26 protein-coding genes are annotated in these 22,432 nt (G+C 72.0%); 17 read left to right on the top strand and 9 right to left on the bottom strand.

Features of this window, described 5'->3' with window-relative positions; genetic code table 11:
* Positions 1-94 precede the first annotated feature (94 nt).
* Positions 95-1,432 carry a hypothetical protein gene (locus tag AAT21_RS38080; protein WP_200904412.1) on the top strand — a complete coding sequence of 446 codons (1,338 nt, stop codon included), beginning with the start codon at positions 95-97 and terminating at the stop codon, positions 1,430-1,432.
* Positions 1,433-1,489: 57 nt separating this feature from the next.
* Here AAT21_RS38080 and AAT21_RS17185 read toward each other — a convergent pair whose 3' ends face one another.
* Positions 1,490-1,891 (bottom strand): SHOCT domain-containing protein, encoded by a 402-nt coding sequence (locus AAT21_RS17185; RefSeq protein ID WP_046777747.1) that lies wholly within the window; start codon positions 1,889-1,891, stop codon positions 1,490-1,492.
* Positions 1,892-2,066: 175 nt separating this feature from the next.
* Between AAT21_RS17185 and AAT21_RS17180 the strand changes: the two genes are divergently transcribed.
* Entirely contained in the window at positions 2,067-2,750 is a 684-nt protein-coding gene (locus tag AAT21_RS17180) for a GAP family protein (protein WP_046777746.1), read from the top strand.
* Positions 2,751-2,816: 66 nt separating this feature from the next.
* Positions 2,817-3,389, top strand: a complete 573-nt coding sequence (locus AAT21_RS17175) for a potassium channel family protein (RefSeq protein ID WP_046777745.1) — start codon at positions 2,817-2,819, stop codon at positions 3,387-3,389.
* Between the two features lie 73 nt (positions 3,390-3,462).
* On the opposite strand, the gene AAT21_RS17170 is transcribed toward AAT21_RS17175, so the two are convergent.
* The 3 genes from AAT21_RS17170 to AAT21_RS17160 all read right to left on the bottom strand — a co-directional run bounded on the left by AAT21_RS17170 (position 3,463) and on the right by AAT21_RS17160 (position 5,789).
* Positions 3,463-3,894, bottom strand: coding sequence for a hypothetical protein (locus AAT21_RS17170; protein ID WP_046777744.1), 432 nt, complete (start codon positions 3,892-3,894; stop codon positions 3,463-3,465).
* A 149-nt stretch (positions 3,895-4,043) separates the two neighbouring features.
* Positions 4,044-5,420 (bottom strand): FAD-binding oxidoreductase, encoded by a 1,377-nt coding sequence (locus AAT21_RS17165; protein ID WP_046778415.1) that lies wholly within the window; start codon positions 5,418-5,420, stop codon positions 4,044-4,046.
* A 69-nt stretch (positions 5,421-5,489) separates the two neighbouring features.
* Entirely contained in the window at positions 5,490-5,789 is a 300-nt protein-coding gene (locus tag AAT21_RS17160) for a hypothetical protein (RefSeq protein WP_046777743.1), read from the bottom strand.
* A gap of 155 nt (positions 5,790-5,944) precedes the next feature.
* Here AAT21_RS17160 and AAT21_RS17155 point away from each other — a divergent pair, with 155 nt between their 5' ends.
* The 5 genes from AAT21_RS17155 (at position 5,945) to pucL (ending at position 10,522) form a co-directional block, all read left to right on the top strand.
* Positions 5,945-6,685, top strand: coding sequence for a PP2C family protein-serine/threonine phosphatase (locus AAT21_RS17155; RefSeq protein WP_046777742.1), 741 nt, complete (start codon positions 5,945-5,947; stop codon positions 6,683-6,685).
* Positions 6,686-6,987: 302 nt separating this feature from the next.
* The gene (locus AAT21_RS17150; RefSeq protein ID WP_030030412.1) at positions 6,988-7,191 is read left to right on the top strand and encodes a cold-shock protein; all 204 of its coding nucleotides are present in this window, start codon (positions 6,988-6,990) and stop codon (positions 7,189-7,191) included.
* Between the two features lie 170 nt (positions 7,192-7,361).
* On the top strand, positions 7,362-7,736 hold the full coding sequence (locus tag AAT21_RS17145) for a hypothetical protein (protein ID WP_046777741.1): 375 nt from the start codon (positions 7,362-7,364) through the stop codon (positions 7,734-7,736).
* Positions 7,737-7,987: 251 nt separating this feature from the next.
* Positions 7,988-9,337: an aspartate aminotransferase family protein gene (locus AAT21_RS17140; RefSeq protein WP_046777740.1), complete on the top strand. Its 1,350-nt coding sequence runs from the start codon at positions 7,988-7,990 to the stop codon at positions 9,335-9,337.
* Between the two features lie 267 nt (positions 9,338-9,604).
* Entirely contained in the window at positions 9,605-10,522 is a 918-nt protein-coding gene (pucL, locus tag AAT21_RS17135) for a factor-independent urate hydroxylase (RefSeq protein WP_046777739.1), read from the top strand.
* A gap of 69 nt (positions 10,523-10,591) precedes the next feature.
* Here the strand turns inward: pucL and AAT21_RS17130 are convergent, their stop codons facing one another.
* The gene (locus tag AAT21_RS17130) at positions 10,592-11,056 is read right to left on the bottom strand and encodes a histidine phosphatase family protein (RefSeq protein ID WP_046777738.1); all 465 of its coding nucleotides are present in this window, start codon (positions 11,054-11,056) and stop codon (positions 10,592-10,594) included.
* Between the two features lie 188 nt (positions 11,057-11,244).
* On the opposite strand from AAT21_RS17130, the gene AAT21_RS17125 reads away from it, so the two are divergent.
* From AAT21_RS17125 to AAT21_RS37610, 5 genes are all read left to right on the top strand, one after another.
* A complete protein-coding gene (locus AAT21_RS17125; protein ID WP_046777737.1) occupies positions 11,245-11,460 on the top strand; it encodes a CbtB domain-containing protein in 216 nt (71 codons plus the stop codon).
* 166 nt (positions 11,461-11,626) lie between these two features.
* Positions 11,627-11,869, top strand: a complete 243-nt coding sequence (locus tag AAT21_RS17120; protein ID WP_030956595.1) for a hypothetical protein — start codon at positions 11,627-11,629, stop codon at positions 11,867-11,869.
* Between the two features lie 296 nt (positions 11,870-12,165).
* Complete coding sequence (locus tag AAT21_RS17115) at positions 12,166-12,768, top strand: class F sortase (RefSeq protein WP_052757841.1); 603 nt, start codon at positions 12,166-12,168, stop codon at positions 12,766-12,768.
* Positions 12,769-12,871: 103 nt separating this feature from the next.
* Positions 12,872-13,249: a hypothetical protein gene (locus AAT21_RS17110; protein ID WP_046777736.1), complete on the top strand. Its 378-nt coding sequence runs from the start codon at positions 12,872-12,874 to the stop codon at positions 13,247-13,249.
* Positions 13,250-13,306: 57 nt separating this feature from the next.
* On the top strand, positions 13,307-13,477 hold the full coding sequence (locus tag AAT21_RS37610; protein WP_157879730.1) for a hypothetical protein: 171 nt from the start codon (positions 13,307-13,309) through the stop codon (positions 13,475-13,477).
* Positions 13,478-13,571: 94 nt separating this feature from the next.
* On the opposite strand, the gene AAT21_RS17105 is transcribed toward AAT21_RS37610, so the two are convergent.
* The 3 genes from AAT21_RS17105 to AAT21_RS17095 form a co-directional block, all read right to left on the bottom strand.
* A complete protein-coding gene (locus tag AAT21_RS17105) occupies positions 13,572-13,925 on the bottom strand; it encodes a hypothetical protein (RefSeq protein WP_235438899.1) in 354 nt (117 codons plus the stop codon).
* Positions 13,926-14,050: 125 nt separating this feature from the next.
* Positions 14,051-14,449: a RidA family protein gene (locus AAT21_RS17100; RefSeq protein ID WP_046777734.1), complete on the bottom strand. Its 399-nt coding sequence runs from the start codon at positions 14,447-14,449 to the stop codon at positions 14,051-14,053.
* A 90-nt stretch (positions 14,450-14,539) separates the two neighbouring features.
* A complete protein-coding gene (locus AAT21_RS17095; protein ID WP_079025846.1) occupies positions 14,540-15,022 on the bottom strand; it encodes an RrF2 family transcriptional regulator in 483 nt (160 codons plus the stop codon).
* A gap of 125 nt (positions 15,023-15,147) precedes the next feature.
* Here AAT21_RS17095 and AAT21_RS17090 point away from each other — a divergent pair, with 125 nt between their 5' ends.
* The 4 genes from AAT21_RS17090 (at position 15,148) to AAT21_RS17075 (ending at position 20,044) form a co-directional block, all read left to right on the top strand.
* Entirely contained in the window at positions 15,148-15,975 is an 828-nt protein-coding gene (locus AAT21_RS17090; RefSeq protein ID WP_046777732.1) for a hypothetical protein, read from the top strand.
* Between the two features lie 79 nt (positions 15,976-16,054).
* Positions 16,055-18,049 carry an FUSC family protein gene (locus AAT21_RS17085; protein ID WP_079025759.1) on the top strand — a complete coding sequence of 665 codons (1,995 nt, stop codon included), beginning with the start codon at positions 16,055-16,057 and terminating at the stop codon, positions 18,047-18,049.
* Positions 18,050-18,086: 37 nt separating this feature from the next.
* Complete coding sequence (locus AAT21_RS17080) at positions 18,087-18,788, top strand: hypothetical protein (protein WP_046777731.1); 702 nt, start codon at positions 18,087-18,089, stop codon at positions 18,786-18,788.
* A complete protein-coding gene (locus AAT21_RS17075; RefSeq protein WP_046777730.1) occupies positions 18,776-20,044 on the top strand; it encodes a sensor histidine kinase in 1,269 nt (422 codons plus the stop codon). The genes AAT21_RS17080 and AAT21_RS17075 overlap by 13 nt, the downstream gene beginning before the upstream one ends.
* A 74-nt stretch (positions 20,045-20,118) precedes the next feature.
* On the opposite strand, the gene AAT21_RS17070 is transcribed toward AAT21_RS17075, so the two are convergent.
* Positions 20,119-22,206, bottom strand: coding sequence for a PhoX family protein (locus AAT21_RS17070; protein ID WP_046777729.1), 2,088 nt, complete (start codon positions 22,204-22,206; stop codon positions 20,119-20,121).
* Between the last annotated feature and the right edge of the window lie 226 nt (positions 22,207-22,432).

The raw sequence follows: 22,432 nt of genomic DNA, 5'->3' as shown, positions 1-22,432 counted from the left end.
AGGCGGGTCCGGTACGGGTCTGGATCCAATGGCAGGGCGTGGCCGACCGGCCGCGCCCCCGCCCCTCCCCTGCCCCGTCGTCCCCGGGAGTGCCATGAGTGAGCCGTCCCCGTCCCCAGGCGACCCGCCCGGCGCGGCACCGACAGCACCTCCGACCGCGGGACCGGGCGGCGGATCCCGTGGGGGGCGTATCGCGAAGAGCACCCTCTCGGCGGTACTGATCACGCTGACGTGCATCCTCGTACCGATCTCGCTGCTCACCGTCTGGGTGCACGACATCGTGCTGGACACCGACCGGTACGTCTCCACGGTCGAGCCGCTCGCCTCGAACCCGGCGATCGAGGAGGCCGCCGTCCACCGCATCACGGAGGCCGCCGACGTACGGGTGGACGGCTCCCAGGTCACGGCCGACCTGGCGAAGTGGCTGGAGGCCCAGGGGCTGCCGCCGCGCGTGGGCGCGGCGGTCAAGGCGCTGGGCCCGCAGCTGGATTCGGCCGCCGACCAGGTCGTCACCAAGGTGGCGACCCGGTTCGTCGAGAGCGACCGCTTCGAGAACGTGTGGACCGTGGCCAACCGTGCCGCCCACAACGCCGTGGTGCACGCGCTCACCGGCCAGGGCCGCGGTGCGGTCGGGGTCGACGGCGGCACCGTCACCCTCGACATCGGTGAGGCCGTCGAGAAGGTCAAGGAAGAGCTCGTGGCCGCCGGGGTCTCTCCGGCGGAGAAGATCCCCGAGGTCAAGAAGCAGATGGTGCTCTTCCAGAGCGACAAGCTCGGGCAGATCAGGGACGCCGTCCACCTCCTCGACATCCTCGGCAACTGGCTGCCGGTCCTCACGGTCGTCCTCGGCGCGGCCGGCGTGCTGCTCGCCCGGCGCCGGCGCCGGGCCCTGGTGACCACCGCGCTGTGCGCCGCCTTCGCCTGCCTGCTCGTCGCCATCGCCCTGGTCGTGGGCCGCCGTTACTACCTCGACCACCTCCCCCCGGAGGTCCAGTCGCCGGCCGCGGCGGCGGCCGTCTTCGACACGCTGGTGCGGTTCCTGCGGGTCAGCCTGCGGACCGCGATCGTCCTCGGCATCGTCGTGGCGCTCGGCGCCTACCTGTCGGGAGCCGGCCGTCTGCCGCGCGGCGTGCGCGGCAGGGCCGACCGTACGGCCGACTCCGCGGCGCTCTGGGGTGCCGGGCACGGGGTGCACACCGGCGGTACCGGCCGGTGGGTCCAGGCACACCGTCAGGCGCTCACCGTGGGTGCGCTGGTCGTGGTCGCGCTCGTGTTCGCGCTGTGGAACCACCCGACCGTGCTGACGGTGCTGCTGCTGGTGCTGATCCTGCTCGTGGTGCTCGCCGTACTGGCCCTGCTGGCCGCCGGCGGCCGCGTCGAGGAGGAGCGCGCGAGGGCGGGCACGGGCAGCGGTCCGCCGGAGCGCGGATGAGTCCGGCGGACCCCGCCCCGGGTGGGGCGGGGTCCGCCGGCTCGGTCCGGGCGCTGCTCAGGCAAGGATCCTGGCCTTGGCCCGGTCGAACTCCTCCTGGGTGATGTCGCCCTTGTCCTTGAGCGCGGAGAGTTTGCTCAGCTCGTCCGCTCCGCCGCCACCGCCGCCGCCACCGCTGACGGCCGCCTGCTGGACGTACGAGCGGAAGGCCGCCTCGTTCTCCTTCAGCTGCTGCGCGTCCCGTTCGTGCATGCTGCGGCCGCGCGCGATCACGTAGACGAACACGCCGAGGAAGGGCACCAGCAGCACGAGGATGAGCCATCCGGCCTTCCCCCAGCCGTGCAGGCTGTGGTCACGGAAGATGTCCGTGATGATTTTGAAGAGCAGGAAGAACCACATGACCCAGAGGAAGAACCACAGCATCGTCCAGAAGAGGTTGAGAAGTGGATAGTCGTCCATGCCCGACTCCGATCATGCACGTGGTCCTTCATTGATACAGGCGGGTCGGTTGCTCCGCATGCGGAGCGAATGCGGCATCTTTTGCACCCGTACGCGGGACAGCGCGATGATGAAGGCATGAGATCGCCTTCCTCCGTTCGTGAGGAAGGCGCGTTCCACCGACGGGGAACAGCCGATGGTGCTTGACCTGATCGTCATCGGGTTGATGATCGCGCTCAATCCGCTGCCCATCATGGCCTTCGTGCTGGTGGTGTCCGCGCCAGGGGGCGTGTGGAAGGGGCTCGCCTTCATCCTCGCCTGGCTGGGCTGCCTCGTCGCCGTGATCGCCATCGTCCTGCTCGTCACCGGGGGCCAGCCCCCGCCGCCGCGTTCCCCGCCGTCCACCGCCGCGCTCGCGGTCCGGCTGGCCATCGGCATCGGGCTGGTGGCGTACGCCGAGCACCGGCGCCGGCGCCGCACCGTGGCGGGTGCCGCCCGGAAGTCCGGAGGGCCCCGGTCCCGCTCCGCGGAGGAGCCGAGCGCGCTCTCCCGGATGGACCGGACGTCCGCGTGGTCCGCGGCCGGGCTCGGGGTGCTCCTCCAGCCGTGGGGCATGGTCGCCGCAGCCGGCACCACGGTCCTCCAGGCGGACCTCTCCCACAGCGCCACCTATCTGGCCTTGATCGGCTTCTGCCTCCTGGCCACCTCCACCCTGCTGGCGATGGAGCTGTACATGGTGTTCGCCCCGGAGCGGGCGGCACGGGCACTGACGGGAATGCGGGCGTGGCTGTCGGACCACAAGGACCCGGCGATCGTCCTCGGCTGCCTCGTCCTCGGCGTGTGGCTGGCCGCCAGGAGCCTCTACGAACTCACCCGCTGACGTCGGAACCGCGGTACGCCCGCCGCTCCGGTCGCCGGATACGGGCCGGGCCGTTCTCCTGAAGGCATGGAACGCAACGCAGCCCGTCACCGCCGACGCGTCCTGCTGGGCCACTGCCTGCGCGGGACCGGCTCGGTGGTGCTGCTCACGGCGCTGTACTACCTGTCGCCCCTGGAGGGCGGGTTCGGCGGCCTGACGGTCCTCACGCTCGTGCTGGGGCTGGCCGCGTTCGGCCTGCTGGTCGCCTGGCAGGTCAACGCCATCACCCGGGCGGAGTATCCGCGGCTGAGCATGCTCGAAGCCATGGCCACCGCCGTCCCGCTGTTCCTGTTCGTCTTCTCCGCCACGTACTTCATGCTCTCGGAGAGCATCCCGGCCACCTTCTCGGAGGCCCTGAACCGCACGGACGCCCTCTACTTCACGGTGACGGTGTTCGCGACCGTGGGCTTCGGGGACATCGTCCCCGTGACCGGGACCGGGCGGGTGCTGACCACCGTGCAGATGATCGCCGACCTGGTCGTGGTGGGTGTGATCGCCAAGGCCCTCTTCGGCGCGATGCGGGTCGGGATGCGCAGGCGGGGCAGTGCGGGACACGCGGGCCACGGGGGACCGCCGTTCGTGGACGACGAGGAGCCCTGAGCGGGCACACCCCGCCACGCGGAGAAGCCCCGCCCGAGGAACCGGACGGGGCCTTCCCGCGCAGGAGCGGCTGTCAGCCGGGGCACTTGAGACCGGAGGCGGCGGCCGTCGCGGCCTGGTCCAGCGACTGGATCTGCGGCTGCAGCTGGGTGAGCGCGTCCTTGCCGGTGGTGTCGCCCGGCAGGTCCTCGTACCCCTTCTTCAGGTTCTCGGCGGCGGACTGGACCGCCTCGCGCTCCGCGTCCTTCATCTTGCTCGCGTTCTCCTTGACGTCCTCCCAGTCCTGCTGGACGGCGTCGTAGGCGTCCTTGAGCTCGTCCTTGGTCGCGACGGCGGGGTTCAGGGCCTTCAGCTTGGCGTTGTCGGCCTTGAGCGCGTTCAGGTCGGTGCACAGGTCGGCCGCGGCCTCGGTGGCCTCCTCGGCGGGGGAACTGTCGTCGGAACACGCACTGAGGCCGAACACCGCGCTCAGGCAGAGCACGCCGATCACCGGGAAACGCTTCATGGAGGGGGCCTTCCTCGATCAGGCAAACCAGGCGTACGGGACCTTCCGGTACTACGACAAAATATGCATAACCGGACACGGTCCGCATCCGCACCGCTCCACCCCGCCACCGGCCCGCCCCACCACCGGCCCGCCCCGCGGCCGCATCGCTAGGCGGCGGGCTGGATGTTCTGGTTGAGGTGGAAGAGGTTGCCCGGGTCGTAGGTCCGCTTGACCTCGGCCAGACGGTCGTAGTTCCCCTTGTAGTTGGCCCTGATCCGGCTCTGGTCGTCCTCGGCCATGAAGTTGATGTAGCCGCCCTCCTCCGAGTGCGGGGCGGTGGCCTCGTAGTAGTCGCGGACCCAGGCGATGTTCGCCTCGTTGTCCGCGGGGTCCGGCCACATCCCGGCGATGACGGTGGCGAAGGAGGCGTCGCGGTAGGCGAAGGCCGTCTCGTCCGGCCCCACGCGGTGGCAGGCGCCGTTGATCGGGTAGATGTGCATCGTCGAGTTCACGGCGGGCAGCTTCGGACCGTGGACCAGGTGCGCCTCGATGGCGGCGTCGGTCAGTTCGGTCACGAAGTTGGCCTTCCAGTAGTGCTGCAGGCCCGGCGGCACGAGCGCGTCGAAGGCGCTGTTGAGCGCCGGGTACGGCATCGGACCGACGTGCTCGGCGACCACCGGGGCGAAGTCGTGGAAGACCCTCAGGGCCTTCTCGCCCTCGTCGAGCGGCCCGGCCCAGCACCCCACGATCAGGGCGAAGGGATCGCCGTGCCGGTCCTCCGGGATGAACGGGAGCGGCGGGGCGAGCTGGAAGGCGGGGAAGCCGCCGAGCTGCTCCGGGGCGTCGGCGATGTACTCGGCGAAGGAGCGCAGCACGGTGGCGGCGTCGTCCACCTCGAAGAGCATCGGCCCGCCGTAGATGTCCTTGACCGGGCTGAGCCGGTACTCGAACGAGGTCACCGCGCCGAAGTTGCCGCTGCCGCCGCGCAGCGCCCAGAAGAGGTCCGGGTTCTCCTCCTCGCTCGCCACGACCAGCCGGCCGTCCGCCGTCACCACATCGGCCGAGACCAGGTTGTCGCAGCTCAGCCCCAGCCCGCGGCACAGGTAGCCGATGCCGCCGCCGAGGGTGAGTCCGCCGATGCCGGTGGTGGAGATGATCCCGCCCGTGGTGGCCAGCCCGTAGGCGTGGGTGGCCGCGTTGAAGTCGCCCCAGGTGGCGCCGCCCTCGGCACGTGCCGTGCGGCGCGCGGCGTCGACGCGTACCCCGCGCATCCCGGACAGGTCCGCGACCACTCCGTCGTCGCAGGTGCCGAAGCCGGGCACGCTGTGACCACCGCCGCGGACCGCGAGGTCCAGCCCGTTCTCCCGCGCGAAGTCGACCGTCGCCATGACGTCGCCGGCGTTGGCGCACCGCACGACGACGGCCGGCCTCCGGTCGATCATGGCGTTGTTGACCGCGCGGGCCTCGTCGTAGGCGTCGTCACCGGGGGTGACCACCGCCCCGCGTACGCGTTCCCGCAGCTGGTCGATCGAGAGCTTGCCCATGACCATCGCTCCTCGTCCTTCGTACCTCTCTCTCACGCCGCGCCGGGACGCGTGCGCCGGAGGCTGCTACTACGGCCTCAGATGGCTGAAGCCCACCTCGAAGTGCTCGACCCCGAGAACCTGCTGGCCCTCCCGGCGCGCGGTCTCCTCGCGGATCCGGTGGGCGAGCTCCTCGCTGTCCCGCATGCTCTGCTCGTCCTCCCACAGGGTGAGCGACTTCGCCTCCCCGGTGGCCCGGTCGACCAGGTAGTACACGCCCAGGAAGCCGGGGGCGTCCGCCACCTGCCGGACGATCTGCTCCGAATGCGCGCCCAGGTCCCCTTCCGCGGGGACGGGTGATCCCTGGTAGGTGCTCAGCCTCGCGAACATCTGCGGCAGTCCTTCCTGGCCCGGCCGCCGTCGGGGGACAGGCAGCTCCAGGACCAGCGTGCTCCGGCAGACCGCGCCGCGCATGCCGGAGCGGCGGACAATGGTGGCGGGGGGACGCGTCTGCCGGTGCCGTTGCGGAGAGGCGGGACGTCGAGGTGACGTACATAGCTGTGACCGCCCTGAGCCATGTCGGGCTGGTCCGCGAGCACAACGAGGACAGTCTCGTCATCGGTCCGTGGACCCTGTGCGGGACGGTGACCCAGAACCCCCAGACGCTGGTGTTCCCCTTCGGCAGACCGCTCGTCGTCGCGGTCGCCGACGGCCTCGGCGGGCAGCCGGCCGGGGAGGTGGCCAGCGAGCTCGTGGTGCGCCAGCTCTCCTCGCTCGGCCCCTCGCTGGACTGCGCGGAGGCGGTCGGTGACGCGCTGGACCTCTGCAACGACGCGGTGTACGCGGCCACCGACGGCCGACCGGACCTGACGGCCATGGGGACCACGGTCGCGGGCACCCTCGTCCTGGCCGAGTCACTGCTGGCGTTCAACGTCGGCGACAGCAAGGTGTTCCACGCGGGGCACGACGGGCTGCGCCAGGTGAGCGTGGACGACAGCCCGCCGCCGGCACCCGGGCACCGCACCACCTCCGCCGTCACCCAGGTGCTCGGCGGCAGCCGCGGGCGCACGGCGATCACCCCCCACATCGGGGCGTTCACACCGGCCGAGGGCGACCGCTACCTGGTGTGCAGCGACGGGCTGACCGACCCGGTGCCGGACGAGGCGATCGAGGAACTGCTGCGGGTGCACGACGACGGCAGGGCGGCCTTCGAGCTGTGGAAGGCCGCGATCGACGCCGGAGGGCCCGACAACATCACCCTCGCGCTGGTGCGGATCGGCTCCTGACGGGGAATTCCGGCATCGCCCCTCGAATTTCCGGGCCGTTCATATCATTTACGGACCGGTATCCCCATGGCGCGACGCCGGAATTACCTGAGGGAAAGATGTTCCCGGCCCAGCGCTTTTCCCTGTGCTACGGTGACGCCAGTTGCGGTTGAGGTCCCCAAAAAGCTTACAAGTGCTCTCACCTGATCGTCCGGTGGGCGCACTTTTCATTTCCGGTTCAGATTTCCGGTCGGGGCAATCATCTCGACGACGCCGGGTCCGCACAGTGCGGCCCGGGCACTGCCCCAAAGGAGAGACATCACATGGCATCCGGCACCGTAAAGTGGTTCAACGCGGAAAAGGGTTTCGGTTTCATCGAGCAGGAGGGCGGCGGCGCGGACGTCTTCGCCCACTACTCCAACATCGCCACGTCCGGCTTCCGTGAGCTCCAGGAGGGCCAGAAGGTCACCTTCGACGTCACGCAGGGCCAGAAGGGCCCGCAGGCCGAGAACATCGTTCCCGCCTGACGCCCTCGCCGGCACCGACAGCGGCGACGACGACGCGAAAACGTTCAGGCGCGCGGCCCGCACCCCTGGGTGCGGGCCGCGCGCCCGTTTCCGCGTCCGCGCCGCGAATCGGCCGCCGCCGCGGCGGAAGCACCACCCGGAACCGGGCCCGCTTGCTAGAGTCCCTGCCCATGTCGATCCCTGACGACCTGCTTCACGACATCGCCGCCATGGTCGAGTCGGAGCAGACCAATCAGATGTCCCTGACGGTCGTCGTGAACGGCGCCGTCATCACCGGCCGCCTCGCCCCCGAACACGTCTGGCGCGAACGGGTCGCGGAGGTCCTGCGGGACTCCGAGCAGCTGGGCCCGTTCGCCGAGGTCTTCAGCTCCACCACCGCGGCCACGGCCAGACGGCCCGCGGGCCCGCCCTCGCACCTGCACTTCCACGTGGCACGCATCCTCCAGGGCCCGGTGGGCATCCCCGAGACCGGCGGGATGTACCGGATCGCCCTGAGCGACGTCAGCGCCTGGACCGTCGGGGACTTCAGCTACTTCGACAAGTAGCCGTGCGCGGCGGCCCCGGCCATGCGCGGGCGGACGCGGCCCGGGTCGAGGACGCGGCCCGTGCGGCCTCGCCGGGGAGTACCCGGCGTACGGGGAGCACCCGGACTCCCCGGCGGCCACGAAGGCCGCCACGGAGGCAGCGGCGGGGCTCGCGCGGGACGTCCTGGGCGGCCGATCACCCCGGGGGCCGCTCCGGGCGGCGCGGGCCCGGCCCCCACCGTGTCCACATCCTGGACGACTACGCTCATTTCATGAACGCAGAAGCCGACGTCCTCGCGACCGTGAAAGACGCTGACCGGAAGCACGTATTCCACTCCTGGTCGGCGCAGGAGCTCATCGACCCGCTCGCCGTCGCCGGCGCCGAGGGGTCGTACTTCTGGGACTACCAGGGCAACCGCTACCTCGACTTCTCCAGCGCCCTGGTCTACACGAACATCGGCTACCAGCACCCCAAGGTCACCGCGGCCATCCAGGAGCAGGCGGCCAGGCTCTGCACCGTCGCGCCCGGCTTCGCCGTCGACGTGCGGTCCGAGGCGGCCCGGCTGATCGCCGAGCGCACCCCGGGCGACCTCGACAAGATCTTCTTCACGAACGCCGGGGCCGAGGCGGTGGAGAACGCCGTCCGCATGGCCCGGCTGCACACCGGGCGTCCGAAGGTGCTGTCCGCGTACCGCTCGTACCACGGCGCGACCTCCACCGCGATCAACCTGACCGGCGACGCACGGCGCTTCGGCAACGACTCCGCGACCGCCGGCGTCGTGCACTTCTGGGGGCCCTTCGCCTACCGGTCGCCCTTCTACGCGGCGACGGAGGCCGAGGAGTGCGAGCGGGCCCTGCGCCACCTGGAGGACACCATCGTCTTCGAGGGCCCGCAGTCCATCGCCGCGATCATCCTGGAGACCGTCGGCGGCGCCCCCGGCGTGCTCGTACACCCCGACGGCTACCTGGCCGGGGTGCGCGCGCTCTGCGACCGCTACGGCATCGTCTTCGTCCTCGACGAGATCATGGTCGGCTTCGGGCGCACGGGGAAGTGGTTCGCCTCCGAGCACTGGGACGTCACGCCCGACCTGATCTGCTTCGCCAAGGGCGTGACCAGCGGCTACGTACCGCTCGGTGGTGTCGCCATCTCGGCGGCCATCGCCGAGACCTTCGCCCGCCAGCCCTACCCGGGCGGGCTGACGTACTCCGGGCACGTGCTGGCCTGCGCGGCGGCCGTCGCCACCATCGGCGTCATGGAGGAGGAGGGCGTCGTCGAGCAGTCCGCCCGCACCGGCTCCGAGCTCCTCGGGCCCGGCCTGCGCGCGCTCGCCGAGCGCCACCCGTCGGTCGGGGAGGTCCGCGGCCTCGGCACGTTCTGGGCCCTGGAACTCGTCCGCAGCAAGGAGACGCGCGAGCCGCTGGTCCCGTACAACGCCGCCGGGGCGGACAACGCGCCGATGGCGGAATTCGGCGCGGCATGCAAGAAGGGCGGGCTCTGGCCGCTCGTCGCGGGCAACCGGATCCACATCGCGCCCGCCTGCAACATCTCGCCCGAGGACGCGGCGAAGGGGCTGCGGATCCTGGACGAGGCTCTGGCGGTCGCCGACGCGCACACCGTCTGACCTGCGCTTCTGTGGGGTCGCCCAATCCGTTGGTATCGGTGTTCGGAGGATCCGTGCGGTGGTCAACCCGCCGCGCGCATGCTGCAATCCGTGCAGGCCACCCATGCCTGAACAGGCCGAGCACCACCTACGGACCGGGATGCACGTCAGTCCCGGGGCGGCCCCCCTCGGGGCCGAACGGCGGGGAGCGGGACGACCGCTGGACGCCGGGCGTACGGGATCCAGAAAGACGGACTCCGTGTTCCCGAGTACCCGAAGGAAGACAGCATGAGCAAGCACGTCCTGGCCCAGAACCAGTACGGCAAGGCCGAGAACCGCATCGTCAAGGTCACCCGCAAGGGCAACGACGGTTCCTGGCACGAGATCCGCGACCTCAACGTCTCGGTCGCGCTCCGCGGTGAGTTCCGCGACGTCCACCTCACCGGCGACAACGCCAACTGCCTGCCGACCGACACCACCAAGAACACGGTGTACGCCTTCGGCAAGGAGCACGGCATCGAGTCCCCGGAGGCCTTCGGCATCCTGCTCGCCAAGCACTTCGTCTCCTCGCAGGCACCCATCCGCGAGGCCCGGATCCGCATCGAGGAATTCGCCTGGGAGCGCATCCCGGTCCCGACGCGCAAGGAGCAGCACTCCTTCGCCCTCAAGGGCCAGGAGGTGCGCACCGCGCAGATCACCTACAGCGAGACGACCGGCCTCCAGGTCATCTCGGGCCTGAAGGACCTCACGGTGATGAACTCGACGAACTCCGAGTTCCACGGGTACATCAAGGACAAGTACACGACGCTCAAGGAGGCGTACGACCGCATCCTGGCGACCAAGGTCACCGCGCGCTGGGCGCACTCGGCGCTGGCCGCCGACGACCCCCGGTACGACTGGGACCAGGCGTACAAGAAGGTCCGCAAGAACATGCTGGAGGCCTTCGCGGAGACGTACTCGTACTCGCTCCAGCAGACCCTGAACCAGATGGCCGAGCGGGTGCTGGACAACTGCCCCAGGGTCAACGAGGTGCGGCTCAGCCTCCCCAACAAGCACCACTTCCTCGTCGACCTGGAGCCCTTCGGCCTCAAGAACGACAACGAGGTCTACTTCGCCGCGGACCGCATGTACGGCCTGATCGAGGGCACCGTCCACCGTGACGGCGTGCAGCCGGTCATCGCGACGTCCGACTGGATCGTGGCGTAGCGGACCCGCTCCCGCGCCGGTCGTGAGCCGGGCCCGGACCGCGTCGCGGGGTCCGGGCCCGGCCTCGCGCTACGCGTCGGGCAGCTCGTCCTGCGGCCGGCCCACGAGCAGGTTCCAGCGCCCGGCCCGTCCGGTCAGGGTGGTCACCCACTCCGGGCGGACGTCGAGGCGCCAGAAGGCCGCCGCCGGCAGCTCCAGGGCGTGCACCACGGCCGCCCGTACGACGGCCTGGTCGACCTCGAAGCGGTACGTGCCCGGCGCCAGGCCGGCCAGCTCCGCCCCGACGCGGGCGATCAGCGCGTCCACGGACTCCCCGCCCGGTGGCGCGTACCCGGGGTCCGTCAGCCACGCGTTCAGGGCCTGCGGTGCCTGCGCGGCCACCTCGTCCAGGGTGCGGCCGGCCCACTCCCCGGTGTCCGGCCCGCGCAGGCCCTCGTGGCCGGCACACGGCCGCGGGTGGCCGAAGCGGCCCTGGCGGGCGGCCGGGTCCAGTGGGGGGCGCACGAGATGGACGCGCACCGACTGACTCTTCATAAGGGGAGCCTAAGCGCGGTACCGTCACGAACGAGACAAGTCCATGACGACGGTACGGCGGAAGCACCGGTGAGAATCCGGCACGGTCGCGCCACTGTGAATCCTCCCTGAGGGGAGGCGAGTCAGACCCGCCACCGTCGTCGAGCGCACCACTGACCGGGACGCGTGTTCCCTCTGGAGGTTCTGCAATGGCCAACTCCGCCGTGCCCACGACGAACGCCCCCGCCCTCACCCCCATCTCGCTCTCCGTGCTCGCCCCCTGGGCGGTGTTCGCCGGCGTCCTGATGCTCGTCCTGCTCTACTTCGTCGGCGCCGAGCAGGGCGCCACCGCCCTCTTCGAGGGCGAGACCATCCACGAGTGGGTGCACGACGGCCGCCACCTGCTCGGGTTCCCCTGCCACTGATCCGCTCCCACCACCACCGCCCTCCGGCGTCCCGGGCCGTCCGGACCACCGTGTGGACGACTTTCGGCCTGGCCTTCCGTTTTCTAGCCGACCGGGCCCTTGTGTCCGCTCCCGCACCCAAGGAGGCTGTGCAGCCGACAAGTTGACGATGAAAGGCCGATGGTCCATGGCAACGGCGATCAGGGAATGGCGGGGCTGGACGGGTGCCGCACCCTTCTGGCTGAATTCCTTCCTGCTGCTCCTGGCCCCCTGCTGCGCCATCACGCTGTTCGGCCAGATCGGCATCATCGCCGCGCTGGCCGCGCTCGGCGGCCTGGCCCGCCACCTCTGGTACGGCGACTACGGCCATCCGGCCATGCACCTGGCCGCCGCGCTCATGGGGGCGGGCACGGCGGCCGTCGTCATGTGACCCCTCGGGCCGGGGCCGCCGGACTCCGTCGGCGCTCCCCCGGCTCCGTCGGGCCCTCTCCCGGTTCCGTCGCGCTCCCACCCGGCTGCGTCGCGCCCTCACCCGTTCGGGCGTATCCGCGCCGCCCCCGGCGTCCGGTGCGCCCGACCGGCCCGAACTGCGAAGACTCCCCGAACGTGCGACGACACGCCCGTGACTCCATGTCAGTCTCTCGTGTTTCACGGTGTGCCGATGGGCAGAGGAAGTGTCCACTGCTCACATGACCCGGCCGCACGAGCCGGACAGGAGGGAATCCCATGCCCCGCGCCAAGTGGGTCGTCGCCTCTCTGACGGTGGCTCTGCTGTCCACCACCGTCGTGGTGTTGCAGCGGACCGAGGGCGGCACGCCCGCAGCCGTCGGCACCGACGACGCACTGCCCTCGCGGGCGCTGGGACTCTCCGGCCACCGCCGTCTGGTGCGGGAGCTGGAACAGTCCGGTGCGCACGACCCCGGTGAGGTGATCCGGCCGCGCAGGGTGGCCGCCGCCGGGCCGCTGAGAACGGTCTCCGGTCCCCTGCGGGCCGCCCGGCCGCTGCGGTTGCGCATCCCGAGCCTGGGCGTCGACGTGCCGTTCGGCGGGGACCGCGAGGAGGCCGCCTGGGACTCCGGAGGTCCGGCGCCGGGCGCCGCCGGAACGGCGGTGGTCACCGGAACGGGCCTGCGGCTGGGGGAGTTGCGCCGGGGCCGGACCATCGAGATCCCGCGCGCGGACCGCCGTACGGCCGTGTTCACCGTCGTAGGGATCTCACCCGGCAGGGTGACGGAGCCCGAGGAGCCCACCGGCCGCGCCCAACTGCGGGTGATCGGCGGGGAGACCGCCGTGCTGGCCCGGCTGTCCGGGCACCGCAGCAGCAGTTGACACCTGGCGGGCTGTCAGCCGTGGGGGGTGTCTTCGTCCCCCGGTCGGCGGCTTCTGGGGGTCCGTACGGGAGTCTTCCGGCGTGGCGGGGCACACCCCTCGCATGACCTGGAGGCGACACGCACGCACGGCACTGACGAGGGCGCTCACCGCGGCCTGCGTCGTGCTGCTGTGCGTGTTCGGTGCCGGTCCGGCCGGAGCGGCCGCCGCGGAGCACCGCCCGGCCTCCTCGGCCCCCGCGGAGCCCACCGCTCCCGTGGAGCCCGCCGAGCCCGCGGAGGGCCAGTCGGAACCGGCGGCCGATCCCGAGGCACGCACGGCCGTCCGTGCGGCCGCGCGCGGGCCGGCCTGTGTGCAGCGGATCCCGCTCGCTCTGTTTCACGTGAAACAGAGCGGCGCCCCGGGCCGCGGGCCCCGCGCGGAGGCGGCCGAACCGGCCTTGTCCCTGCGGACGGTGCGGAGTGTGGTGCTGCGCTGCTGAGCGGGCCCGGTCCCCAGCGCATCCCCCCACACCCCTTGAGCACCGTGAGGTTCCGCCATGCCCATCGACCCGTACGCCGCACTGAACGCCATGCTCCGCGCCGAGGTCACCCGCTTCGCGCCGCCCGTACGCAAGGCAGAGCCGACCGCCCCGCCGAAGACCCCGGCCCCGTCCGTCGAGGACGAAGGTGATCCGCAGCGGACCGCGGCCGGCGGCTCGGCCGCGTAGCAGCCGCTCGGACAGGGAACGGCGCCGGTTCCCCCGCCCCGGATCAGAGGGCGGGGGAACCGGCGCCGCTGCGAGCCCGGCCGTGCGGCCCCGCTCAGTCCTCGTGCGTGTAGTAGCGGTAGAAAGCGACGGCGCCGACGCCGACGGCGACCGCCAGACCGATCACGACGGATGTCAGGATCGACTCGTCGGTGAGGCTGTGCAGGTAGCCCACGGCGATACCGCCGAAGGCCCCGTAGGCGGTGGCGTGGAGTTCGCGCATCATCCGCGGGCCGACCCTGGCGAGCCCGAACATGATCGCCGCGAAGATCACGCCGCACAGGATCCCGTAGAAGACGTTGGCCGCGGTGACCGGGCCCTCCTGGCGCTCGATGAACGCGCACCAGACGCCGTAGACCAGTCCGAGGAGCAATGGCCTCACATAGGCGCCCTTGCTCAAGTGGGTCATGTCCGCCATCTGCCGGTGCCGCCGGGGGGCAGCGTGTGCCGCATGTGCCATGACGGGCTCCTCTCTCCCATCCTCCAGGGCACACCCGCCGCCTCCGCCCGGCAAGTGGATCAGCGGACCGGCGCTCAGGGCGTGCGCACCGCCACGGCGTCGATCTCGAAGAGCATGCCGGGCAGGGCCAGGGCGGCGACCCCGATGAGGGTCTGCGCGGGAAGTCCGGTGCCCCAGGTGGCGTGCAGGTGCTTCAGGAGTACCTCCAGCTTCCGCTGGTCGTGATCGACGATGTAGGTGCCGACGCGGACCACGTCGGCGGGGCCGAGGCCGGCCGCGGCGAGCGCGGTGCGGAGGTTGACGAAGGCCCGTTCCACCTGATCGGCGAAGTCGTCGGAGACGACGTGGCCGCTCTCGTCGGAGCCGTACTGGCCGGCTATGAAGACCTGTTCGCCGGGGGCGGCGACGACGTGGCTGTAGCCGTAGCCGGTCGGGGTGTGGAGTCCTGCGGGGTTGATGATGCTGCGCGTCATGCCGAGCTCCCTGCTTCCGTGTCCCTGTGTCCGTATCCGTGCCCGTGGTGCCCCTGCCCGTGTCCGTGTCCGTACGGGCGGTACTCACTGCTACTGCGCGGCGAGCCAGGCGCGCAGCCGTTGCGGGGCCTCGGGGGCCTGCCGTTCGGCCTGCTGCCGGATCTCGTCGAGGTTCTGGGCCGCGAGCGCCCTGCGCCAGGCCACTTCGGCCCGGCTCATGGCGTGCGCGATGGCGCAGTCGGCGGCGTCGGCGCCCTCGGCCGCCGGCGCGCCCGCGCCGGGCCCCTGCCGGCGGATCTCCGCGCACCGGAAGGCCTCTTCGGGCCCCTCGACCGCGGCGACCACGTCCATGAGCGAGACGGCGCCGAGCGGCCGGGCCAGCCGGAAGCCGCCGCGCGGTCCGGGGCTGGAGGTGAGGATGCCCGCCCGGGCCAGCGCCTGCAGCTGCTTGTTGAGATAGGCCGCGGGCAGGTCGTGCCAGGCGGCGAGCCGCGCCGCCGACACCGCGCGGTCCGGTCCGCTCCAGGCCAGGTTGACGCAGCTGTGCAGCGCCCACTCGACGCCCTCGCTCATCTTCATATTCTGGATATTAGATGTCCAGTATAAGGGAGGCAAGGATCCCACGCCGTCCGGGGACCCACCACCCGACCGCAGCAACACCGCTCGCGCCGCGGCCCGTCCCCGCTTTCCCTGGTGACGTGCGCAGCATCCTGTCGGCGGTTCTCATCGTGCTCGTGACCCTCCTCGTGCCCGCGAGCGCCGTCGCGTACTGGGCCGACCGCGAGCTGGGCGACGCCGACCGCTACACCGCGGCCATGTCCCCGCTCGCCGAGAACCCGGCCGTGCGGGAGGTCGTCGTCACCCGGACCGCCCGCGCCCTCACCGGGCAGATCGACGCGGGCCCCTTCCAGGCGGGCGTGGACGCCCTGCTCGGCGAGGCCCTGCACTCCTTCGCCGACACCTCCGCCTACCGGACGGCCTGGGACGCGGCCAACCGCGCCGCCCACGCCGCCTTCCTCGACGCGCTCACCACCGGCCACGGCAACGCCGTCACCATCGACCTCGCGCCCGTCATCGACCGGATCAAGAGCGAACTCGTCTCCGACCAGGTGCCCTTCGCGGACCGCATCCCCGTGACGCGGCTGTCGGTGGAGGTCATGGAGTACGACAACCTCGGCGCCCTCCGGAAGGGGTTCCGCATGCTCCAGATCGCCGGCGTCTGGCTCCCCGTCCTGACCCTGGTCCTGGCCGTGTCGGCCGTCGCGGTGGCCGTCCACCGGCGGCGTGCCGTCATCGCCACCGGACTGGGCCTGGCGGTGGGGGCCGGACTGCTGTGGCTCACCGTGGAGGTGTGCCGCCGCCTCACCCTGGAGGACCTGCCCGCCGACATCGACCGGGCCGCGGCCGGAGCGGTGTACGACGCCCTGACCGCGTTCCTGCGGACCACCGCCTGGGCCGTGCTGCTGATCGGGCTCGCGGCGGCCCTGGCGGCATGGGTGACGGGACGACTACGCCGCACCCCATAAGCTCGGAAGGTACAACACACGCAGAACGACTCAGAAGAGCGCAGAAGAACCGATTCGCGAGCGGCGGCACGGAAGCGGAATGAGCACCGAACGCACCGAACACATATCGTCGCGGCGAGCGCGTCACCATCCGCTGGCTCCGCCCGCCTGGCTGCTCGAAGGGCTGCGGCCGACCACCGCGCCCGTCCCCTGGGCCGCCGCGGCACGGGCGGCGGTCGCGCTGTCCGTCCCGCTCGCCGTCGGCTTCGCCCTGGACGAGCCCGAGTACGGCGCGCTCGCCTCCATGGGCGCCCTGTCCGGGGTCATCGGCGACACCGCCGACGCCTACCGGATGCGCGTCCTGAACATCGCCGTGCCGCAGTTCTTCGGCGCCGTCGGCGTTGCCCTGGGCACCCTCGTCTACGGCCACGGCTGGGTGGCCGTCGGCGTGCTCACCCTCATCGCCCTGGTCTCCGGGATGATCTCCTCCATCGGCACGGTCGCCTCCGTGTCCGGGCTGCTGCTCCTGCTCAACGCCGTGGTCGGCGCCGGACTCCCGATGCCGCAGCCCTGGTGGACGGCCCCGCTGCTGCTGGGCGCGGGCGGGCTGTTCGTCCTCGCACTGACCCTGCTGGGCTGGCCCCTGCGCGGCCGCCAGCCCGAACGGGCGGCGGTCGCCGCCACCTACCGGGCCCTGGCGGACACCCTGGAGGCCGCCGGCGGCCCCGCCGACCTCTACGACGAGCGGCGCCGCCGGGTCACGCAGGAACTCAACCAGGCCTACGACCTGATCCTGGGCCGCCGGGCCCGGGTGCACGGGCGCAGCCAGTCGCTCGTCCGCATGCTCGCCCAGCTCAACGTGGTGATCCCGCTGGTGGAGGCCGCGCCCGCCGCACACCTGCGCGGCCGGCCGCTGCCCCCCGCGATCCCCGCCGCCGTACGGGAGCTCGCCGCGGCCGTCGAGGAGGGCCGCACCGGGACACCCGTACTGGTCCTGCCCCCCGCCGGCACCCCCGCAGAGCGGGCCCTCGACACGGCGCTGCGCCACGCCGCAACCGTCGTGCACCTCGCCGAACCGGACCCGTCCAACGTCGACGACCGCCTCGGCCGGCCCGCCGCGCTCAGGGTGCGTGCGAAGCGGGCGGTGCGCGACATGATGCTGTCCGAGGCCTCCTGGCGCTACGGACTGCGGCTCGCCCTCTGCATCGGCCTCGCGCAGTCGCTGGTGTCGGTGGTCGAGGTCGAGCGGTCCTACTGGATCGCGCTGACCGTCACCTTCGTCCTCAAGCCCGACTTCGGCTCGGTGTTCTCCCGGGCCCTGCTGCGCGCGCTCGGCACCGCGCTCGGGCTGGTCGTCGCCGCCGCCGTGCTCGCCGAGGTACCGCGCGGCTGGTGGGACGTACCGGTGATCATGGTGCTCGGCGCACTGATCCCGGTCTTCTCCGCCAAGGGGTACGCCTTCCAGACCGCCGCGATCACCCCGGTGATCCTGCTGCTCTCGGACCTGCTCAACCACCAGGGCTTCGACCTGATCCGGCCCCGGCTGCTGGACAGCCTGATCGGCTGCGCGATCACCCTGACCGCCGGATACCTGCTGTGGCCCGAGAGCTGGCACACCCGGATCGGGGACCGGCTCGCCGACACCGTCGACGACGCCGCCCGCTATCTGGAGCGGGCCTTCGCACCGGCCGCCGACGACGCCGCCCTCGCGGCGGCGCGGACCGCCCGGCTCCAGGCCCGGCGGCGGCTCTACCGCGACCTGTCCGGCGTACGCAGCGAGTTCCAGCGGGCCCTGACCGAGCCGCCGCCGACCGGCACCCGGGCCGCCGCGTGGTGGCCGCTGGTCGTCGCCGTGGAACGGATCGTGGACGCCTCCACCGCCGCCCGGGTCCGCGTCAACCACGGCGCCCCGCCCCCGGCCGCCGAGGAGGTGGCCGGGCTCGCCCGGCAGCTGCGCGAACTGGCCGGCCGCGTCCGCAGCAGCACCACCCCGGTACGCGTCGAGGGCGAACCGGAGGGCGACGGAACGGGCGTCCTGGCCCCCGTCCACCAGGAGCTCGCGGCGGCCCGGGCCATCACCCAGCCGGAGCGCTGACCGGGCCGGGCGGGACCGGACGGGGGAGCATCGGAGCATGTACCGCGCCCCGGCCGTCCTGTCCCTCGTCCTCACCCTGGCGGGGTGCGCCGACGTGGAAGGGCTGCAGAGCGAGGGCGACATGGGCACGGTGCACGCCCCGCAGAGCCTGTGGAAGGACTTCCGCCCCGGTCCGCCCGACCCCGCCCAGAATCCGGACACGGCCACTGTCGTCCCGGGCCTGCCCGAGGTTGCGGACCTGAGCATGCGCGGGGTGAACCCGGTGAGCGTCGTCCGCGCCGATGTCACCTCCGCCACTGAACAGGACGGCGGCACGGGCCGGCTCGTCGACCCCCGGGCCGTCCAGCGGCTCGCGCTCTGTACACAGGCTGTGGACGGCGGACCCGACTGCCCGGTGCGCCCCGCGGTCCTCCACGACCTGACGGGCAACGGCCGGGAGGAGCTGATCACCGCCCTGGACCTCGACGGCCGGCTCAGCGAACTGCGCGTCTACACCGTCCAGGACGACGGCAGGATCGCCCGGGTCCTGTCCCGGCGGGCGGTGCTGGAGGGGGTGGAGGTGGCCGCCGGGCATCTGGCGGTCCGCGAACCGACATCGAATCCCGCCTACGTCGCCGTCTCCGACTACGTGTGGGACCCGCAGGCCGGGATCATGAACCTCAGCCAGCTCACCCTCGACGACTGCGCCTCCCCCACCGGCGTCCCGCCCAGCCCGGACGCGCAGCGATGCACGCGCTGAGCAGCCTCCGCTGGAAGATCGCCCTGACCACCACGGCGGTGTGCTGCATGGTCGCCGCCGCCCTCGGGGTCCTGGTGCACAACGTGGTCGCCCGGCAGATCGTCGGCGAGGTCCGCAAGGACGCGGACACCGCCCTGGAGCACGCCCTCAGCCACTACGAGTACGGCACCACCCACGGCGACGTGAACATCGTCCTCGACCCGCCCCAGCTTCCCCGCCCGCTGCGCGACCTGGTCGCCCGCGGCGACACCGGCAGCATGGTCGGCTCGCTGAACGGCAAGCCGGTCATGTGGGCGGCGGCCCCCGCGGACCGGCAGGCCCTCGCCGTCTGGATCCCGTTCGAGGGCACCCGCAACCGGCTGCGGGACATCGACACCGCGATCCTCGCCTCCGCCGCACTGGCCGCCGGGGTGGTGGCGCTGGCCGGCCTCTTCCTCGCCGACCGGATCAGCCGGCGGCTGGCGACCACCGCCGCCGTGGCCCGCCGGATCAGCGCCGGGGACCTGGATGCCCGCGTGGGATTCCCCTCCCGGGCCGACGAGCGGCGGGCGGGCCGCCGCTCCCAGGACCGTGACGAAGTACGGGACGTGGCGCAGGCGCTGGACCTGATGGCCGGATCGCTCCAGGAACGGCTGGAGGCCGAGAAGCGCTTCACCGCGGATGTGGCCCACGAGCTGCGGACCCCGCTCACCGGCTCACTGGCCGCGGCGGCCCTGCTGCCCGAGGGCCGCCCCAAGGAGATGATCAACGACCGGCTGAAGGCCCTGCACCTGCTCACCGAGGACCTGCTGGAGATCTCCCGGCTGGAATCGGGCGTGGAGCGGGCCGATCTCGCCCGGGTGGAGCTCGGCCGGGCGGTGGAACGGGCCGTGGCGGGAGCCGGGCCCGCCGTCTCGGTACGGGTGATCCGCGACGCCGCGGTGCTCACCGACCGGCGGCGCCTGGACCGCATCCTGACCAACCTGCTGGTCAACGCGCACAAGCACGGCCGGCCACCGATCGAGGTGTCCGTGGACGGGCCGGTGGTGACGGTCCGCGACCACGGGCCCGGCTACCCGCCGGAACTGATCGAGCAGGGCCCGCAGCGCTTCCGCACCGGAGACCCCGGACGCGGGCGCGGCCACGGACTGGGGCTGACGATCGTGGCGGGCCAGGCGGCGGTCCTGGAGATCGCGCTGAGCTTCGCCAACGCCCCGGACGGAGGCGCGTTGACGACGCTCAGGCTTCCCGTCGGACGTCTGCCGGACGGAAGTTGACCGATCCGTGGCAATGCGGGCCGTGTTTCGCATGAGGGATGTTTCACGTGAAACACGGCCCAACAGGCCATGGATCAGACGCCGATGTTCTTTCCGTCCTTGCGCCAGACCGAGACGACGGCCGGGCGGACGAGCTTGCCGGGGCCGTCGGGCCACACCGACTGCGGCTTCTCGACGGAGGCGCCGTCGATCTCGCCCGGGTGCTGGACGGCCACCAGGACGCGCTTGTCCTGGATCAGCGGGCCGCAGGTCTCGGCGCCGCGCGGCACGGTGAGGAACTGCTTCAGCTCGCCCCGGCGCTCGCCCGACGTCGCGACGCCGAACAGGCCGTCGTGGGAGCCGAGCTGGTTGCCGTCGGTGGAGATCCACAGGTTGCCGTGCGGGTCGAAGGCCACGTTGTCCGGGCAGGAGATAGGGCTGACCTTGTCCTTCGGGAAGCCCGCGAAGTAGGTCGCCGGGTCGTTCGGGTCGCCGGCGACGAGGAAGAGCCGCCAGGCGAAACCGTCACCGGCCGGGTCGTCGAAGTTCTCGGCGAGCTCCAGGATCTGGCCGTGCTTGTTCAGGTTGCGCGGGTTGGCCTCGGTGGCACCTTCCTTGCCGGGCTTGCCGCGGTCGGTGTTGTTGGTCAGCGCGACGTAGACGCGGCCGGTGCGCGGGGACGGCTCGACGTCCTCGGGGCGGTCCATCTTGGTGGCGCCCACCTTGTCGGCGGCCTGGCGCGTGAAGACGTACACCTCCTCGGCGGTCATGCCCTCGACGTGCGAGACGTTGCCGGTGGCCAGCTTGATCCAGACGCCGGAGCCGTCGAACTCGCCGTCGGAGGGGAGCTTGCCGGAGCCGTCGAGCTCGGCGGCCGGGGTGTCACCGGTGAGCTTGGCGACGTAGAGGGTGCCCTCGTCGAGCAGCGTGAGGTTGTGCTCCTTCGCCGCGCGCGAATTGCCCTTCTTCATCCGCTTCGACGAGACGAACTTGTAGAAGTAGTCGAAGCGCTCGTCGTCGCCCATGTAGACGACCGGACGGCCGTCCTCGGTCAGACGGGGCTGCGCGGCCTCGTGCTTGAAGCGGCCCAGCGCGGTGCGCTTGCGCGGGACGGAGTTCGGGTCGTACGGGTCGAGCTCGACGACCCAGCCGTGGCGGTGCGACTCGTTGGGCTCCTGGGCCACGTCGAAGCGCTTGTCGAAGCGCTCCCACTTGCGCTCGGTGGCGCCGGAGGTCACGCCGTAGCGCTTCAGGCGGGCGGCGGCGGTGGGGTCGGTGACCTGGCCGGCGTTGCCGAAGTACTGGTTGAAGTTCTCCTCGCCGTGGAGGGTGGTGCCCCACGGGGTGGTGCCGCCGGCGCAGTTGTTGAGGGTGCCGAGCACCTTGGTGCCGGAGGGGTCGACGGAGGTCTTCAGCAGGGCGCCGCCCGCGGCCGGGCCGGCCATCCGGAACTCGCTGGTGGCCGTCAGACGGCGGTTGAGCTGGTGGCGGGTGACGGCGGTCAGCTTGCCGCTGCGGTGGTCCTCCTGGACGACGACCACGGACAGGCCGTGCGCGGCCCAGGCGATCTCGACCTGCTCACGGGTCGGGTTGGCCGGGTCGTAGCCCTTGAACATCAGGACTTCGTCCGTGTACTCGTGGTTGGCCACGAGGAGCTGCTGGCGCTCGTAGTCCCCGCCGAGCGGGAGAAGGCTCAGGAAGTCGTTGTTGTAGCCGAACTGCCCGGCCTGCGCGGCGGCGGTCTGCTTGTCGGGGTTGAAGCCCGGGGCACCCTTGATGATCGGGTCGCCCCAGCGGATGACCACGTTCTGCTCGTAGCCCTCAGGGACGGTGACCTTGTCGTCGGTGTTCGGCGCGACGGCCTTGAAGCGCAGGCCGCGGGCCGCCTCGCCGCCCTTGCCCGCACCGGCGGCCGCGGCGTCGGCGGCGGGGGCGGCGTTGGCGGTCTGCCCCGGAGCGCCGAGCGCGACCGCGGAACCGGCGGCGGTGGCGACCGTCACGACGGCGGCGGAGCGCAGCATCGAGCGGCGGGAGTAGGCGCGGGCTATGACGTCGCCCGCGTACTCGTTGTCGCTGGTGTTCGGCACTTCGTGGAAGCAGGCGTCACCACAGCGGTAACGACAGGTGAGAGCGGACCGGCCGCTGCCATGCGGGTTGCCGATGAACGGCAGGAGCTTGCGCACGAGTGTCCTCCGAGTAGCTGCGTGGGCGCCGACAACGTGTCGGGACGATCCAGCCGCGACGGTAGGCCCGGGTTGCGCCGAAGCGGCGGCGCTGAGATGAACGATGAGTGAACCCGGCACGTCGGAGCGGCAGTTCGGGAACGGTCCGGGAGCCCCTGGGAGGCGGGCGCCACGAAAGGTGCCCCTCCCGAAGATCCAGCCGGGCGGCCGATAACCTTACGTGTCC

The sequence above is a fragment of the Streptomyces yangpuensis genome (genome assembly GCF_001005295.1).
Classification (GTDB): domain Bacteria; phylum Actinomycetota; class Actinomycetes; order Streptomycetales; family Streptomycetaceae; genus Streptomyces; species Streptomyces yangpuensis.
The sequence above is the reverse complement of the archived record's forward strand: the minus strand, read 5'-3'. Positions and strand labels throughout refer to the sequence as shown.